14 protein-coding genes and 1 tRNA gene are annotated in these 14,603 nt (G+C 40.8%); 4 read left to right on the top strand and 11 right to left on the bottom strand.

Annotated elements, in window-relative coordinates; genetic code table 11:
- Positions 1 to 27 precede the first annotated feature (27 nt).
- The 10 genes from GVT53_RS20085 to GVT53_RS20040 all read right to left on the bottom strand — a co-directional run bounded on the left by GVT53_RS20085 (position 28) and on the right by GVT53_RS20040 (position 8,606).
- Positions 28 to 1,470, bottom strand: coding sequence for a type IV secretory system conjugative DNA transfer family protein (locus tag GVT53_RS20085; protein ID WP_083157988.1), 1,443 nt, complete (start codon positions 1,468 to 1,470; stop codon positions 28 to 30).
- Positions 1,467 to 2,498 (bottom strand): MobB family relaxase, encoded by a 1,032-nt coding sequence (gene mobB, locus GVT53_RS20080; RefSeq protein WP_166250242.1) that lies wholly within the window; start codon positions 2,496 to 2,498, stop codon positions 1,467 to 1,469. Before mobB ends, GVT53_RS20085 begins: the two co-directional genes overlap by 4 nt.
- Before the next feature lie 11 nt (positions 2,499 to 2,509).
- Positions 2,510 to 2,890, bottom strand: coding sequence for a BfmA/BtgA family mobilization protein (locus GVT53_RS20075; protein ID WP_149304583.1), 381 nt, complete (start codon positions 2,888 to 2,890; stop codon positions 2,510 to 2,512).
- 430 nt (positions 2,891 to 3,320) lie between these two features.
- Positions 3,321 to 3,518: a hypothetical protein gene (locus tag GVT53_RS20070; RefSeq protein WP_045802041.1), complete on the bottom strand. Its 198-nt coding sequence runs from the start codon at positions 3,516 to 3,518 to the stop codon at positions 3,321 to 3,323.
- 12 nt (positions 3,519 to 3,530) lie between these two features.
- Complete coding sequence (locus GVT53_RS20065; protein ID WP_067030873.1) at positions 3,531 to 3,911, bottom strand: DUF6876 family protein; 381 nt, start codon at positions 3,909 to 3,911, stop codon at positions 3,531 to 3,533.
- Positions 3,912 to 3,985: 74 nt separating this feature from the next.
- Positions 3,986 to 4,333: a single-stranded DNA-binding protein gene (locus GVT53_RS20060; RefSeq protein ID WP_067030876.1), complete on the bottom strand. Its 348-nt coding sequence runs from the start codon at positions 4,331 to 4,333 to the stop codon at positions 3,986 to 3,988.
- A gap of 753 nt (positions 4,334 to 5,086) precedes the next feature.
- Entirely contained in the window at positions 5,087 to 5,923 is an 837-nt protein-coding gene (locus tag GVT53_RS20055) for a DUF932 domain-containing protein (RefSeq protein WP_149304579.1), read from the bottom strand.
- Between the two features lie 17 nt (positions 5,924 to 5,940).
- Positions 5,941 to 6,099, bottom strand: coding sequence for a hypothetical protein (locus GVT53_RS20050; protein ID WP_157518033.1), 159 nt, complete (start codon positions 6,097 to 6,099; stop codon positions 5,941 to 5,943).
- Positions 6,100 to 6,353: 254 nt separating this feature from the next.
- The gene (locus GVT53_RS20045; protein ID WP_166250241.1) at positions 6,354 to 8,141 is read right to left on the bottom strand and encodes a ParB/RepB/Spo0J family partition protein; all 1,788 of its coding nucleotides are present in this window, start codon (positions 8,139 to 8,141) and stop codon (positions 6,354 to 6,356) included.
- A gap of 383 nt (positions 8,142 to 8,524) precedes the next feature.
- Positions 8,525 to 8,606: transfer RNA gene (locus GVT53_RS20040), tRNA-Leu, on the bottom strand.
- 171 nt (positions 8,607 to 8,777) lie between these two features.
- Here GVT53_RS20040 and GVT53_RS20035 point away from each other — a divergent pair.
- The gene (locus GVT53_RS20035; protein ID WP_166250240.1) at positions 8,778 to 10,166 is read left to right on the top strand and encodes a dipeptidase; all 1,389 of its coding nucleotides are present in this window, start codon (positions 8,778 to 8,780) and stop codon (positions 10,164 to 10,166) included.
- Here the strand turns inward: GVT53_RS20035 and GVT53_RS20030 are convergent.
- A complete protein-coding gene (locus GVT53_RS20030; RefSeq protein WP_166250239.1) occupies positions 10,163 to 10,741 on the bottom strand; it encodes a PhnA domain-containing protein in 579 nt (192 codons plus the stop codon). The two genes, GVT53_RS20035 and GVT53_RS20030, sit on opposite strands and share 4 nt — an antisense overlap.
- A gap of 135 nt (positions 10,742 to 10,876) precedes the next feature.
- On the opposite strand from GVT53_RS20030, the gene GVT53_RS20025 reads away from it, so the two are divergent.
- From GVT53_RS20025 to GVT53_RS20015, 3 genes are all read left to right on the top strand, one after another.
- On the top strand, positions 10,877 to 11,242 hold the full coding sequence (locus GVT53_RS20025) for a BlaI/MecI/CopY family transcriptional regulator (protein ID WP_166250238.1): 366 nt from the start codon (positions 10,877 to 10,879) through the stop codon (positions 11,240 to 11,242).
- 2 nt (positions 11,243 to 11,244) lie between these two features.
- Entirely contained in the window at positions 11,245 to 13,281 is a 2,037-nt protein-coding gene (locus GVT53_RS20020; RefSeq protein WP_166250237.1) for a M56 family metallopeptidase, read from the top strand.
- A gap of 106 nt (positions 13,282 to 13,387) precedes the next feature.
- Positions 13,388 to 14,488, top strand: a complete 1,101-nt coding sequence (locus GVT53_RS20015) for a DUF4407 domain-containing protein (protein ID WP_166250236.1) — start codon at positions 13,388 to 13,390, stop codon at positions 14,486 to 14,488.
- Positions 14,489 to 14,603 lie beyond the last annotated feature (115 nt).

Raw genomic sequence — 14,603 nt, 5'->3', positions numbered from 1 at the left:
TAACCGCACAAGTTCAAGCATAAAACGTTACCCAAATATCGACCTCGCATCATCATAAACCCTTTCAAAATTCGCTCTCAAATCTGAATCGGAATATCGCTTTGTGTCCTGTGGAAGCTGCCTTCGAATCTTTGGCAAACTGAATCGTACTTTCTTGTCCTTCCCATCGGCAAATGTGACGAACTCACCTTGTTTGAGCCTAAAGAAAATATCTGCTCTTCTTTTGGAAACCTCTCTTTCGCCTTTGGTAATTCGGGTATCGGTTTTAAAAATGTTGGCGGCCTTGCTCACGCTCTTAGTAGGATTTTTGATAATTTCAAAAAAACGTTCGTAATACTTTGCCGTGTCTGGGTCATTGACCTTGCCAAAGAATTGATAGGAAAGGTTGCTCAAAATAGCCTTACTTGCCTTGTCGCCATACATCATATCGTTTTGGATTTTATCCTGCATTACATAAATGGTGGCAATGTCATAGCTTCTTAGTGTGGCAGGAATGCGGTGCATATTCAGCAGCCGGATTGTCGGCGCTTCTTCCATCAACAAAAACGATGGTTTAGAATTACGCACACTCATCTGTTTGGTGATGGTGTGGATGATGGTAGCGATTACTGGCGAATAAGAGGTTTCAAATTTGGGATTGTTCACCACCGAAATCACGGCTGGATTTTCTTCATCATTTATGTTCAAAGGCACTTCATCCGCAGACAATGCCATAAAAATACGTTTAGTGCTGATGCGTTTTAACGCATTGGCCAAGGTACTTTTTACACCAGCTGTTTGACGTTCGGAATCCTTTCCGCTAATGAAAGCATCTGCCATTGCTCTCGATGTGGTATTGGTTTCAAGAAACTGGACCAGGCTATCGGTATCGAGCATTTGATAAATCGCAATTAAATGGGGCAACGTGCAGAATTGTGGATAATCAGCTTTCAATTTCCAAATCAATCCGCCAATCAAACCTTCGGCAGCATCGTTAAAGAATTTGGTTGTTCCGGTGGTTCCCGATTCTCGTTGTTCCAAAAGATTTTCAATGAGCACCCTTGATACTTCGTTGACGCTTTCCTCATTTTCCAGATACTTAGGTGCAATTGGATTTACCCGATGGATAATCCTATCAAATGAAATGACCTTCATTGGAACATTGCTATCGGCAAAAAGCGGGTATGCCATTTCGGTCAGCTCAAAATTCTTGTAATCGTGAATAATGCCACAAAAACTGTTTTCACGAAAGTGTTTTAAAAATCCATAGACCACGCTTTCGGTTTTCCCACTTCCTGCGGATCCGATAACGGATGCGCCACGTTTTATGTTGTCGATTTTAAAGCTTCCCGATTTTGTCGGGAACTTGACTTGATACTTTTTTTCGGTTTTATTCCTTGGTTCACTATCATAAAGGGCATAAGACAATATGGCCACAGACAGAATTGGCACTACAATATAAATCACTATTTCTATCAATGACCAACTCATATCCCAATAGAGCTTGATTTGACTGCAATCTCAGCACCTTTTCGTAGCCGCTTAAACACTCGAAGCGCCAATTGCGCCTTACTGGTCGGAATGTTTGGAATTAGCGGAATACCCGACTTGCCCATTATCTTAAAAGCCAAAGCCTTTTCATTGGCCGGCAATTTCATCAAAGCTGCAAAGTAAAGTTTCGGGTTCTTCATAAAATCTTTCTTCGCTTTGTAGGTTTCCGCATAGTTGCGTTGGTAACCGAAAGTTTTGTCAAAAGTCTTTTCTGCACGCTCAAAAAATTGGTCACGGTTAAAACCACGTTTTACTTTTTTACCGTGCATCTCTACTTCAGATGCTTTGTGTTTGCTTCCAGGGGAAAGGCTGAAGGAATTGGATGCATCCTTTCGGCTGACAATAATATGAATGTGACTTTGGTTTCCGTGTTTCTTCATTCCCTGGACAATACGTTTCCCATTCAACTGATGTGGTGCTTCTTTTTCCAACTTTCCTATCGTCAGTTTTAATCGGTCAATATTGCCTGTTGCTTGACCTTGTTGAATGCGCCTGACTTCTTGTTTCAATTCAAGAATCTTGGTAGCAAAAGGTTGGTTTTCTCGCACCTGAAAATCCGTACCCTTAAAAGTCCGTTGGTGTTCAATTTTAGCGAAGTACTTGATATCATCTACGGTTACTTTTCGCCCATTGATTTCCCTGTTGAAACTGGCTGCATAATCTTTCATCAGCTCACGGGTATATCGTTTTAAATCTTCACTATTGTTTTCGAGTTTTCGCAATTCATATTTGGATGGACTCACCGTGATGGAATAGAATTTAGGTTCTTTCTTTTTCAGCTTGGCAGTGTTACCATCAATTTCTTTGACCACTTCTTTAGCTGAAATCTCATCGCCATATTGGTTAAAAAAATGTTCCATCTCTTCCTTTTCCAAACCTTCATTTTCCTTTTCGAGATAGTCCACAAAATCCGCTGAGCTCTGCGAGTAATTCGTTCCTAATTTTTGTGGGGTGATGTTGATGTACATAGCCTGTATTTTTAAAGTTGGTTTGAATTATTTCGCTTTTCGCGAAAGCGCACTTCGTTCTTTTCCTCTGCAAACTTCTTTTCCAAAATCAACGGTTTTTTCTTTGTTTCTTCCATCTCAAAAAGAGATTGCAACATTGCGACTGTGGGTTTCGTCTGGGTCTTTTCGACATCGCGCATTATGGCAATGACGGCATTGATACGTTTCAATAATTTAGCTTCAATGGTACGTCCTGTTGGTCCTAAATTTTCCTTGGGTGAAATCTCGTTGTAGAAGAAAAAGTCGAGAATGGCTTCCATTGCCTCGGTATGGGTCTTGAAATGTGTTCTTGAGAATTCCTGAAAACGTTTTGCCGTTTCCTTCTTGAATCTGATGCCGATAAATGTGTCCATATTTCGCCCATTTGTCGCAAATCCTTTCCGAAAAATGGTCGTTTTGAGGGCGTTTGTCGCAAATCGCTGAAAATCAAAAAATCAAAATAATTTTAAACAACTGATTCTCAATACTTTGAAAACGAAAAGGAATCCGTAACATCGCGCAGCGTGTTACCCTCTTGCTATTCCTTTTCGTCAGCCGAAGGCTGACAAAAATCCATACAATCCAGCTCAAAAGCTGATTGCCATTTTCGAGGAAATAAAATTTCCGATACGTTAATTTTCGATGGGTACGGTTATCGGCGAAAGTCAAAAAGTGGATAACTGTACTTAAATTGTATGCTGTATTTCAGCGAAATAAAGATACGATTTTTTCGTGATTATGAATGCACTAAAAATGAAAACACCCCTGAAATTTCAGAGGCGCATTTCGTTCAAAAAACATCATTCAGATATTAAATACATAGGTATAGGAATATAAATTCCGTAACGCTTCCTCGTCAAGCATTTGGTCTAAATTGGTATGGTGCTTGGTAGCATAGTCCATCAAATCCTTGCCATATTTTTTCTTGACATCTTCCTTGGAATTGGTAAGCAAACGCTCTTGCGCTTCCTCGCTCAAATCGGTAAAATTTAGATAAATCATAGCATATCGATTTTAGTATTCGCTTGGTAACATCAGCGTATCGTTCACAAAGAACATCCGCAATTCATCCAGTGGAAAATCGGTCGCATTATAACGGTGGGTTTCCAAAATATTGTCGTTACCATCGCTGTAAATAATTTCAGCTTCGTAACCTGTATAGTCCTGTTTTTCTTCGGACATTCTTTTAAAGTCAATCGTGATAAACTTACTTCGGTTCATCAGACTTTTAGCGATTACCGAAGCATCCGTTATGAGCCAAAAACATTCGGCGACTTCGGACAGGTATTTCAGCCCATCTGTAAATCGGGTTCGTAGTAGCGGTATTTGGTAGAACATTTCAGTTCCCGTAAAATATTGCAACCGCTCTTTTATTTCGTTAACTTGTGCTTTCATTGTGATTTCTATTTAGAAATTAAGAATGAAAAGAGGGCGAAACTTTCCACAGGTGCGCCCTCTTTCTTTTAAGTCTATTCGTTACCATTCTTTGTACCCAACAATAGGATTTCGTTGGCTTCGATTTCGGTTACGTATCGTTTGATACCGTCCTTATCCTCATAGCTTCGGGATTTCAGTTTTCCGCTTACGCCTACCTCTTTTCCTTTGACTACATACTTCTCTACAATTTCAGCAGTCTTGCCCCAGGCAACTACGGTGTGCCATTCGGTGCTTTGCTCTTTCTCGCCTTTCTTGTTCTTGTAATATTCATTTGTGGCAAGTGAAAAACGGGCTACCTTGCTTCCGCTTTCAAGGTTCGTAATGGTTGGCTCTTGACCAACGTTTCCAATCAGTTGTACGTGATTTCTTAAAGTACTCATAACTAAAAATTTAAAGCCTGCCTTGTCGGCAGACAGGGTTAATAATTCCCTGTTTAATTCAATTGAGATGAAATTTTAAGGGGTGTTTGTTTGATTTCTTACGTGCGTAGCACAATGGGTGACGTGGGTTTTGTCAAGACTTTCAGGGAATAAATCAGGTGTGTCTGCGACGTAGTAAAATGCTCGCATTTTCAAGGAAGTAGATACCTTATTTTTCGCTGAAACTTGTCACGGTCTTGACAAGTTCCATAAGGGCATTAGCAATTCTTTTAAAGCCGGTCGTGAGTTGAGCGTACGGGAAGTTAAGCGAGGCGAGCGATCGGGTTTAATTTAGAATTGGTTATGCACTGCCTGTTTTTCGATGCCCCGAAAAACATTCAAGGCTTCATCCATTATAAACCCCTTAAAATGTGTGGGCCGGTGCCGTGGTTTTTAAGAATTTTCGAGCAAGGGCTCAAGAAGTTCTTGCCGTAAATTCTGTTAAGAAAATCGAGGTGCTGGCCTTCCGATTTGGTAAGGCGGACTTAATTCACAATTTTCGCTCTGGAATGAAGTGTTCCTTCCCAGCCTAAGCGGGAAGGGTTAGCGAAATGGAAAGCTGAAATTGGGGATTGTGTCCAAGATATTTGCAGTGAAGCTCTTTTCCCGGAATGTAGGGAAACGGAATGCAGGGGAATGTGCTGAGTGGTTTTAGTAGTACGGATTTGTAATAATGGAAAATCCAGTTTAAGGTACTGGATATACCTTTTAAAGCTATGCCAGGGCATACACTTCATCGAACAACTTTTTATCCAATAGTTCCTGTTGGCCGAAACTCTTTTTCAGCACATTGTGCAATACCGAATTAAAGGCATTATAACCTAACCAGAGATTTGGTTCTTCATCAAGTAAAAGAGCTTCGTAATTGAGGATTTCCAAAACCTCTCTCGACTTCTTCGATGGGTCGCTGTTTTTATCGCTACATTCATAGCGGAACAGTTTGGTTCTGTCAAGAATGGCTTTTACGAATTCTTTAGTATCGATGATTTTAAATTCCTTCATCCTATCAAACTTCTTGGTTATGGTATAGAATTCATTGTCAAGAAATTTATCAAACAGGTTGTTCAACCTTGGCATTATGAGGTCTGTATTGTTCCTGCTGTGCTTTATCGAAAATTCGATTTCAGCTTGTGAGACGTGAAGTCCGTTGGAACATACTTTTCGATAGAATCCGAAGTGGCCAGAGGTCTTTTCGCTACCATCATACGAGTTCTTGAACCTTAACATTGGCAGTATCAAGTCCTTATCATTCTTAACCGTAAACTGGCTTTTGTCGTCTATGATAAAATCGGTAATGAAAGACCTATCATTTTTGTTGATGGTGCGCTTGTGATAATTTAATCCGGCATCAGTCAACATTTCCTCTGCTTTCTTGAAGAACAGTTGGTTCGGTATGTGGCCATAACTGTTTGATACCACGTTAACGATTTTGCCATTCGAAATGATGGCATTTTCAAGTCCGCGACGGGATTCCATCTGGGTCAGGTTTTTCAAAGATTTCATTTCGTTTGAAACGAAAATCTCATCTTGTTGCAAATTTTGTAAATACATAGCTTTTGAATTTTAGGTTAAACAATTTGTGATAGCAGAGCGTAATACTCTGGATGCTTCTCTCTATAGTAAGCCAGATGACTTTCGGCACCTTCAATGATGTAATTTTCCTTACTGGATTGATAATGTACTTCGGCTTCCTCGACCGAAATCTTTGCTTTTGATGCTTGTTCCATAATGTTGAAATTTTAGTTAAACAATATTTGAGCATCACCCAAACGGAAGCTAAAATCACAGCTCAAAAGGAAACGGAATAAATAAGAAGAGGGATGCGCGCAACGGCTTTATGCCGTAGTCTTTTGATGGGTGTATTTTACGAGTTTACCTTTGCGCTGATATTGATTGATGCTTTCTCTTAGTACCCTTTTGTTAATATCATAAAAAGAAAAAGGGCCGACACGAATGCCGACCCTTCTTCAAACAACAAAAGCTAATCCTTGAGCTCTTGGATTTTCTTTTCAAGAACTGCGATACGCTCTTTCAAACGTGCTTCACGCTTGTTTCGTTTCTCAGCATAGCTCTTCTCAATGTCTGCAATCTTGGATTTGTAATATCCCTGCATCGCATAGTAAAATGAAATATTCGTGAGGTTATTGTTATGGTTGCTTTCGCTAAAATGTACTTGCTTCGTGAGCATATACCGAATCAACTTGTGAAAGATTTCCTTTTTGAAATTCTTCTTGAAATGCTCGACTATTTCAACCCTGGACATTTTCGATGTTTTGGCGAAAAATCCTGAAAAGCATTTTTGCCGGCTCATATAGTCCACATTGTTTTCAAAGAGTGAAATGGAAAACGCAACCATTTCATCTACCGAAAGCGTTTTTTTGGTATCGATATAATCCGTCTCACGAATCATCTGCACCACTTCCTCAAATTGCTTGTTGTTTTCAATCTGTCGCTTGCGGATTTCACGCTCGTTGATTTTGATGATTTGTTCTTCGGGCGTACAATCTGCCATTTTCCTATTGGCCAATGGTGCTGAATATTCAGAAGAATCATTCTTTAATTTCTCAATCACTTTTATGAAAACATTCTTGTTTTGATATGTTTCAGGATGGAAGACGATACCATTTACAAAACCATTCTTTTCTGCTGAACAATACGTTTTCAGTTCTTCCTTATATTGCTGAATAGCCTCTTTGAACTCTGCTTTCAGTTCATCCTCGGAATAATCATAATGCTGATATTCAATCTTAATGGCATCCATTGTCGGCTCGATAGGATTCTCTATAATTTCGACATCGTCCAGCAAATAGACTTTCAATCCATTATTTTCCAGTTGGGAAATAACGAGCTGATTTTTTTCTTCATCAGCCCAGTACTGTCTTATTTCAGGAATGAGCAAAAGGTTTTTTTTCTTGGATTTTTCAATAAGGTTCAAGAACGATTTGGTCTTTTTCGTCTCAAAACAGGGCGATTTCGTACAGACCATCTTGCCTTCACCAAAAAGGTTACCTTGATTCGCAGCATTGAATGGACATTCTACACAAGAACCCGCTTTAACCACCAAAGTCTTATCGGCTACATCAAAGGGTGCTTTTTCCAAATCATAGGTTCGATTGTTTATCATTCGGTTTATCTGATGTGCATTGAAGTCTTCGCCCATCGTTTCCAGCATCATCTGTTGTTCCTCTGGCTCAAAAAGTGCGACACCAACACCTAACGAAATGGTCATTTCACCATTGCGAACAAAATGTTTGAAACCGTCAATCAATCCAGCCAACTTCAAACGTTGTCTTATGAAATTGTCGGTTCTTCCCAAACGCTTTGCGATTTCAGAGGGTTGATATTTGTCGCTTAGATAAGCTATCGCTTCGGCTTCTTCGGTAGGCTCTACGTCCTTTCTTTGCAAGTTTTCGATGATTTGAACTTCCAACACTTCATCGTTTTCATAAGTTCTTACTATACTGGGAATTGTATTCTTTCTGGCAATCTTGCTTGCGCGAAATCGTCTTTCGCCCATAACGATGATAAAGTCCTTTCCAGATTTCCGAACCGTTATCGGTTGTAGCACACCAAACTCTTTGATACTATCCGAGAGCTGTTGTAGCTGTTTTTCATCAAAGGTCTTTCTCGGTTGCTTGGGGTCAGGCTTAATTTTGCCAATTGGAATGTTCTCGATTTGAAGTACCGGAACTTTTTTTCCGTTAACTTCTTTCTTCGCAGTAGTTGTTGTACTTCTACGCTTTCTTGTGGTACTTGCTTTTGTTGTCATAATACTCAAATTTTAGATTAAACAATATTTGAGCAGTGAACCAAACGGAAGATAAAATCTTGGCTCAAAAGGAAACGGAATAAATAAGTATGGACAGAAGCGGTGGCTTTATGCCGTAGTCTTTTGATGGAAGTATTTTACGAGTTTAACTTTCGGGAATATTGTATGATAATAAACTCCAAATCGAAGAACAAGAGTCGAGAAAACCTAAATTCTATGAATTTATATTGATTGACATAGTGGTTAATATCAAATGGAATTATATGACACTAAATCAAAGTTTATCTTGAAAATAGGTCAAATGTTGTACCTATGTTGTACCCGTGCTTTTTTTTGGTCAATTTTCAAAGTAAAAAAGCCGAAGATTTCTCTTCGGCTTTTAGTGCGGGTGAAGGGACTCGAACCCCCACACCTTGCGGCATCAGATCCTAAGTCTGACGTGTCTACCAATTCCACCACACCCGCATAAAGTGCAAATTAACACTTTTTATTTGGATAAATCCTAAGTCTAGCGTGTCTACCAATTCCACCACACCCGCGAATTGGAGTGCAAATATAAATCAATTTTCCGATTTGCAAATGCCCGCCCTTTAAAAACTTGTTTTTTGTATTTTTAGGGTCCTTTTTAAATCATTTATGAAAGACATCAATAATTACATTAATTCCAACAAAGACAGATTTATCAACGAGTTGATCGAGCTCCTTAAAATCCCCTCCATCAGTGCGGACAAGGCGTATGCCAAAGATGTTTTGGAAGCGGCCAAGGCCGTAAAGAAATCTCTGGACGATGCGGGCTGCGAAAACACGGAGATTTGCGAGACCAAAGGCTGTCCGGTAGTGTACGGCGACAAGATCATAGATCCGAACTTACCTACCGTTTTGGTGTACGGACACTACGATGTGCAACCCCCGGACCCCATGAACCTATGGACCTCCCCTCCATTTGAACCGGTCATCAAAAAAACAGAACTCCATCCCGACGGGGCCATTTTTGCCCGTGGCGCATGTGATGATAAAGGACAGTTCTTTATGCACGTAAAGGCCGTGGAGTATATGATCCAGAACGATGAATTGCCCTGCAATGTCAAATTTATGATCGAGGGAGAAGAAGAAGTGGGAAGCGATAGTTTGGAAGATTTCCTAAAGGAAAACAGCGAAAAGCTCAAAAACGACATCATCCTGATTTCGGATACCGGGATGATTTCCAACGACACCCCATCCATTACTACGGGATTGCGTGGACTGAGTTATGTGGAAGTAGAGGTCACAGGGGCAAACCGCGACCTGCATTCAGGGATTTACGGTGGAGCTGCACCCAACCCGATCAATGTATTGGCCAAAATGATCGCCCAACTACATGACGAAAACAACCATATTACCATTCCAGGGTTTTATGACAAAGTCGAGGTCATCTCGGATGAAGAACGTGCCGAAATGGCCAAAGCCCCATTTGACCTGGAAGCCTATAAAAAATCTTTGGACATTGCTGATGTTCACGGTGAAAAAGGATACTCAACAGGAGAACGATTTGGCATACGACCTACGTTGGATGTCAACGGAATTTGGGGTGGATATACGGGCGAAGGCGCCAAGACCGTGATTGCCAGCAAGGCCTACGCCAAAATATCCATGCGATTGGTGCCCAATCAAGATTGGCACGAGATTACAGATTTGTTCACCAAGCATTTTGAATCATTGGCACCCAAAAGCGTGAAAGTGAAAGTTTCCCCGCACCATGGCGGACAAGCGTACGTAACCCCGATTGACAGCGATGGGTACCAAGCAGCATCAAAAGCCATGGAGACCACTTTTGGCAAAACCCCGGTTCCACAGAGAACAGGCGGTAGTATTCCGATCGTAGCGCTTTTTGAAAATGTTTTTGATAGCAAAACCATTTTGTTAGGTTTTGGATTGGACAGCGATGCCATCCACTCCCCCAACGAACATTTTGGTGTATGGAACTTTTTAAAGGGCATTGAGACCATACCCTATTTTTACAAATACTATACGGAGATGAAGGCCTAGGTTTTTTTAACGTATTTGGTCACGATAACAATTTGCTGGCCATCTACCCTGCCTTCAATATACTCGGCATTTTCGTGATCCAGGGAAATCCGTCTAACAGCGGTTCCCTGTTTTGCGACCATGCTCGAACCTTTTACCTTCAAATCTTTTATCAAAACAACGTTATCGCCGTTTTCAAGGATGTTGCCATTAACATCCCGATGCACAATCTTTTCACCTTCCTCTTTACCTTCACCGGTAGCTTTGGCCCATTCCAAGGTTTCCTCATCCAAATACATCATGCCGAGCAAATCCTGCGGCCACCCTTCGGACTTTAAACGATTGAGCATGCGCCACACCACCACCTTTACCGCATCGTGTTCGCTCCACATACTATCGTTCAGGCATCGCCAATGGTTGGCATCCATGGCATCTGGATTTTCTATTTGATTTTTACAGGTAGCACTTATCAAAATACTTCCATCCAATCCTCCTGTGGAAACGGGCGGCACCTCATAAACCACCAAGTCATCAGCAGCACCACTTAATTCACAGACACCTCCGCTCCTTTCCAGCAAATCTTCGAGTAATCCCATTGGCTATCAATTGAACGGCAAACTTAACATTTTACCGCATTAAACTGATGGCTTTCAAACTTATTATGACTCTACATTTGTAGAATCAAAATATTTATTCTATGTTTGTAGAGCAACAATTAAAATCATTAAAAGATGCAATTGTCAAAATCCGAAGAAGAGCTAATGAACATTGTTTGGAAATTAAAGAAGGCCTTTATGAAAGACCTATTGGAAGCCTATCCCGAACCCAAACCGGCCACCACCACCGTGGCCACGCTTTTAAAAAGGATGGCCGATAAAGGTTTTGTCGCTTATAACAGCATTGGCAGAAGCAGGGAATACTATCCGTTGGTGAAGAAGAAAGATTATTTCTCCAAACATGTGAACGGACTCATCAAAAACTTTTTTAACGATAGTGCCACCCAGTTCGCATCGTTCTTTGCCCAAGAGACCAATTTGAGTAAAGAACAATTGGAAGAATTGAAAAAACTGATAGACATCGAAATCAAAAAGAAATAGTTATGTTGATCTTTCTATTAAAATCCACGGCTTGTCTTGCTATTTTTCTAGCCTTCTATAAACTGATGCTGGAAAAGGAAAGCATACACCATTTTAAACGGTACTTCCTATTGGTCGCCCTGATCGCCTCCTTTATTATTCCCAATTTGGTCTTAACGGAATATGTTGATGTAGCCGAGCCCACTTTGGGCACCTATACCGCAATTGAAAATATGGATTCCGCGGCTTTGACCGAACAGCCCCTTCCGCAGCCATCCAGCTTTGATTGGGAGTTGTTTTTATGGTGTGTGTACACCTTGGGCGTTATAGGATTTGGGTTTCGTTTTATGGCAAACCTGTTTCAAATACGTAAGCGGATTAAAAAGAATCCCAAGTTCAAGGAAAATTTTATGACCAAAGTGCTCTTAGTACAGGCATTGCCCCCACACACCTTTTTGAACTACATCTTTCTAAATCAAAAACAGTACAGGGAAAATAGTATTCCCCAAGAAGTGCTCTTGCACGAAGAGACCCACGCAAAACAAAGACACAGTCTGGATATTCTATTTATAGAACTTGCCCAAGTCGTTTTTTGGTTCAACCCTTTGATTTACCTTTTTAAATCGTCCATTAAACTGAACCATGAATTTTTGGCGGACAAAGCGGTCATTAGAAAAGAACAGAATCATTCACATTATCAAAATACCCTCTTGTCGTACTTATCAAACGATATTGAAAGACATCAATCAGTAGGCATCGCAAATGCCATAAATTATTCATCAATCAAAAAACGTTTTACAGTCATGAAAACAAACACATCCAAAACATCATTTGTGTTCAGGAGCTTTTTGCTTCTGCCCCTTACTGCCCTATTGTTATTTGGGTTTAGTGAGCATCGTACAATTGAGAGACAAAACCCCAGAAAAAACATCATCACGATCGACTTAGTGGATACAGAAACTGTACAAATTGACAATAACATCGTTCATTTTAATGAAGTTGCACAAATAATAAATCAAAATTACTTGTCAGCTTTTGATGCTGATAAGACTAAAGTGAAGGTAACTGCAATTCAATCTGTACATCTGAACACCATCAACAATTTGTCCGAAGAGATAAGAACTACGGGCATTGATATCATCGAAGTGTTTGCCGATGAAGTTATTATGGAGGAAAGTCAATTTAAAGACAATGTTGCGATTACCCCAAGCACAACACGTTTGAATGCCAAGCGAATGACAATAATGGGTGCGGAGGACGATTTACAACCGACTCAGAAAACCGTGTCCCAAAAAGACAGCCAAAAAACTATCAATCCCATTGAAATCCACATCAATAAAAAAGGTAAGCTATTGTTTCAAAGCAAATTAGTTGCATTGGAAGATTTAAAGGATGAGCTTTCAAAAATCAATGACCACCTCTCTTTTGGTCAACGAGAAAAAACTATTCGTTCAATCATTAATGTGGAAGCCACTACCCCAAAAGACATCATCCAAAAAGTGGACATGATTTTTGAAGAATACGGTTCCGCCACCATCAATATTGTGGGTGCAAAAATACAACAGCAGGGCAGTGCCACCCGAGAGGAAATGAAAGAGTACAATACCTTGGCCAAAAAGTATAATGCAATGGATCGCAACCATATGACGATTAAAAAAAGGGAGGTGATGCGCTTAAAAGAAATCTATGGCAAAATGTCCGAAAAACAACGTGCAGATGCTGAGCCTTTTCCTGATTTTCCGCCTCCACCGCCAGCACCGCCGGCTCCCGGAGCCACAGAGTCACCTATGCCTCCTTCACCTGTTAAAGATTTAAAAGAAACAAAGCCTGTGGCACCATCCAATCCACCGGCACCTCCTGCTCCACCGAAGCCAATTGAAAAAATTAAAAAAATGGTCGCTAAAGGAGCTAGCTTCACCTTAAATGGAAAAGAAATAACCGGTAAAAAAGCCATTGAGGTGGTTCAAGAAAACAAATTCATATATATCTTATCAATGGAATCTGAAGGTGCAAACCCAGTTGTAAAGCTAGCTACCGACCCCATTGGCATAGAAAATTAGGTTTTCCAGACTTAAAAATTGTTAAAAGCCCCACAATTGGGGCTTTTTATGTAACAAATCACCCAGAATCACGTTCTAATATCCTATCAATCAAAGAGAACACACTATGTTACAACGCTTTTTTATTTTCTGTTCCGGAGCGGACACCCAGATTTTAGAGACGTGTTCCAACGGGGAACGCAACAAATACGCCGGCATCGGTGCCACCGTATTCTTTACCGCCGTTATGGCATTTATAGCTTCGGGCTATGCACTTTACACCGTTTTTGATAATGTGTACACTTCCATTTTCTTTGGTTTGATATGGGGGCTGCTCATCTTCAATCTGGACAGGTATATTGTATCCACCATCAAAAAAAGGGACAATTTTAAAGGGGAATTGCTCCAAGCCGCCCCACGGATTGTTTTGGCCCTCATTATTGCCGTAGTAATTTCCAAGCCTTTGGAAATGAAAATTTTTGAAAAAGAGATAAATCAAGTGCTATTGGAAGAAAAAAATGCCATGACCTTGAACAACAAGGAACAATTGGCGCTGCAATACACCCCAAAAATCGAAAGCCTCAACCAAGACATTGCCAACCTGAAGAGCGAAGTGGCTACCAAGGAAGCGGAGACCAACGCTTTGTACGACACTTATATTTCTGAAGCGGAAGGAAGAGCCGGTACAGGTCTTTTGGGCAAAGGTCCCGTTTACAAAGAAAAACGCGACAAGCACGATGCCGCTCTGGCAGAACTGAACACGTTGAAAGAAACCAATGCGGTAAAAATTGCGGCAATCGAATCCGAAATTGCCGCTTTGGAGACCGATTATGGCACGGCAGTGGCCAACTCCCAACCCATTATCGATGGTTTTGACGGGTTGATGGCGCGTATCAATGCCCTTGGCAAATTGCCTTGGTTACCCTCTTTTTTTATCTTTTTGTTGTTCTTGGCCATAGAAACAGCTCCCATCATTGCAAAATTAATGTCCCCAAAAGGCGAATACGACTTTAAATTCGAAGAGCAGGAAAGCGTGGTCGCCACGTGGGTGACCCAAAAAGTGGAACAGCGTAAATTGTTGATGGCCACGGATGGCGAACTCAATCAGCAAATCTATGCGGACATTAAAAACGAAGAGGAACTCTATCGGTACAAAAAGCAAAAGGCGGAAGAGTTGCTCCGGTTGCAAGCAGATAGTTTCCACAAGCTTCAGGTCAAAAACCTATAGGTTTACTGCACATCGCCTGTTTTTATCGAGATATTCTTTATCACATATCAGCATCCCCCTTACACAATGCTGCCCTATCTTTACACCCAATTTGTAGCGATTGGTAAAATCAAAA

The organism is Flagellimonas oceani, from assembly GCF_011068285.1.
Classification (GTDB): domain Bacteria; phylum Bacteroidota; class Bacteroidia; order Flavobacteriales; family Flavobacteriaceae; genus Flagellimonas; species Flagellimonas oceani.
This window is presented reverse-complemented; position numbering and strand designations above follow the sequence as displayed.

What these genes read in the sequence shown, in the direction of transcription:
- GVT53_RS20085 (WP_083157988.1), bottom strand. Translation starts at nt 1,470, where the DNA reads ATGAGTTGGTCATTGATAGAAATAGTGATTTATATTGTAGTGCCAATT.
- mobB (WP_166250242.1), bottom strand. Translation starts at nt 2,498, where the DNA reads ATGTACATCAACATCACCCCACAAAAATTAGGAACGAATTACTCGCAG.
- GVT53_RS20075 (WP_149304583.1), bottom strand. Translation starts at nt 2,890, where the DNA reads ATGGACACATTTATCGGCATCAGATTCAAGAAGGAAACGGCAAAACGT.
- GVT53_RS20070 (WP_045802041.1), bottom strand. Translation starts at nt 3,518, where the DNA reads ATGATTTATCTAAATTTTACCGATTTGAGCGAGGAAGCGCAAGAGCGT.
- GVT53_RS20065 (WP_067030873.1), bottom strand. Translation starts at nt 3,911, where the DNA reads ATGAAAGCACAAGTTAACGAAATAAAAGAGCGGTTGCAATATTTTACG.
- GVT53_RS20060 (WP_067030876.1), bottom strand. Translation starts at nt 4,333, where the DNA reads ATGAGTACTTTAAGAAATCACGTACAACTGATTGGAAACGTTGGTCAA.
- GVT53_RS20055 (WP_149304579.1), bottom strand. Translation starts at nt 5,923, where the DNA reads ATGTATTTACAAAATTTGCAACAAGATGAGATTTTCGTTTCAAACGAA.
- GVT53_RS20050 (WP_157518033.1), bottom strand. Translation starts at nt 6,099, where the DNA reads ATGGAACAAGCATCAAAAGCAAAGATTTCGGTCGAGGAAGCCGAAGTA.
- GVT53_RS20045 (WP_166250241.1), bottom strand. Translation starts at nt 8,141, where the DNA reads ATGACAACAAAAGCAAGTACCACAAGAAAGCGTAGAAGTACAACAACT.
- GVT53_RS20035 (WP_166250240.1), top strand. Translation starts at nt 8,778, where the DNA reads ATGAAAGACATCAATAATTACATTAATTCCAACAAAGACAGATTTATC.
- GVT53_RS20030 (WP_166250239.1), bottom strand. Translation starts at nt 10,741, where the DNA reads ATGGGATTACTCGAAGATTTGCTGGAAAGGAGCGGAGGTGTCTGTGAA.
- GVT53_RS20025 (WP_166250238.1), top strand. Translation starts at nt 10,877, where the DNA reads ATGCAATTGTCAAAATCCGAAGAAGAGCTAATGAACATTGTTTGGAAA.
- GVT53_RS20020 (WP_166250237.1), top strand. Translation starts at nt 11,245, where the DNA reads ATGTTGATCTTTCTATTAAAATCCACGGCTTGTCTTGCTATTTTTCTA.
- GVT53_RS20015 (WP_166250236.1), top strand. Translation starts at nt 13,388, where the DNA reads ATGTTACAACGCTTTTTTATTTTCTGTTCCGGAGCGGACACCCAGATT.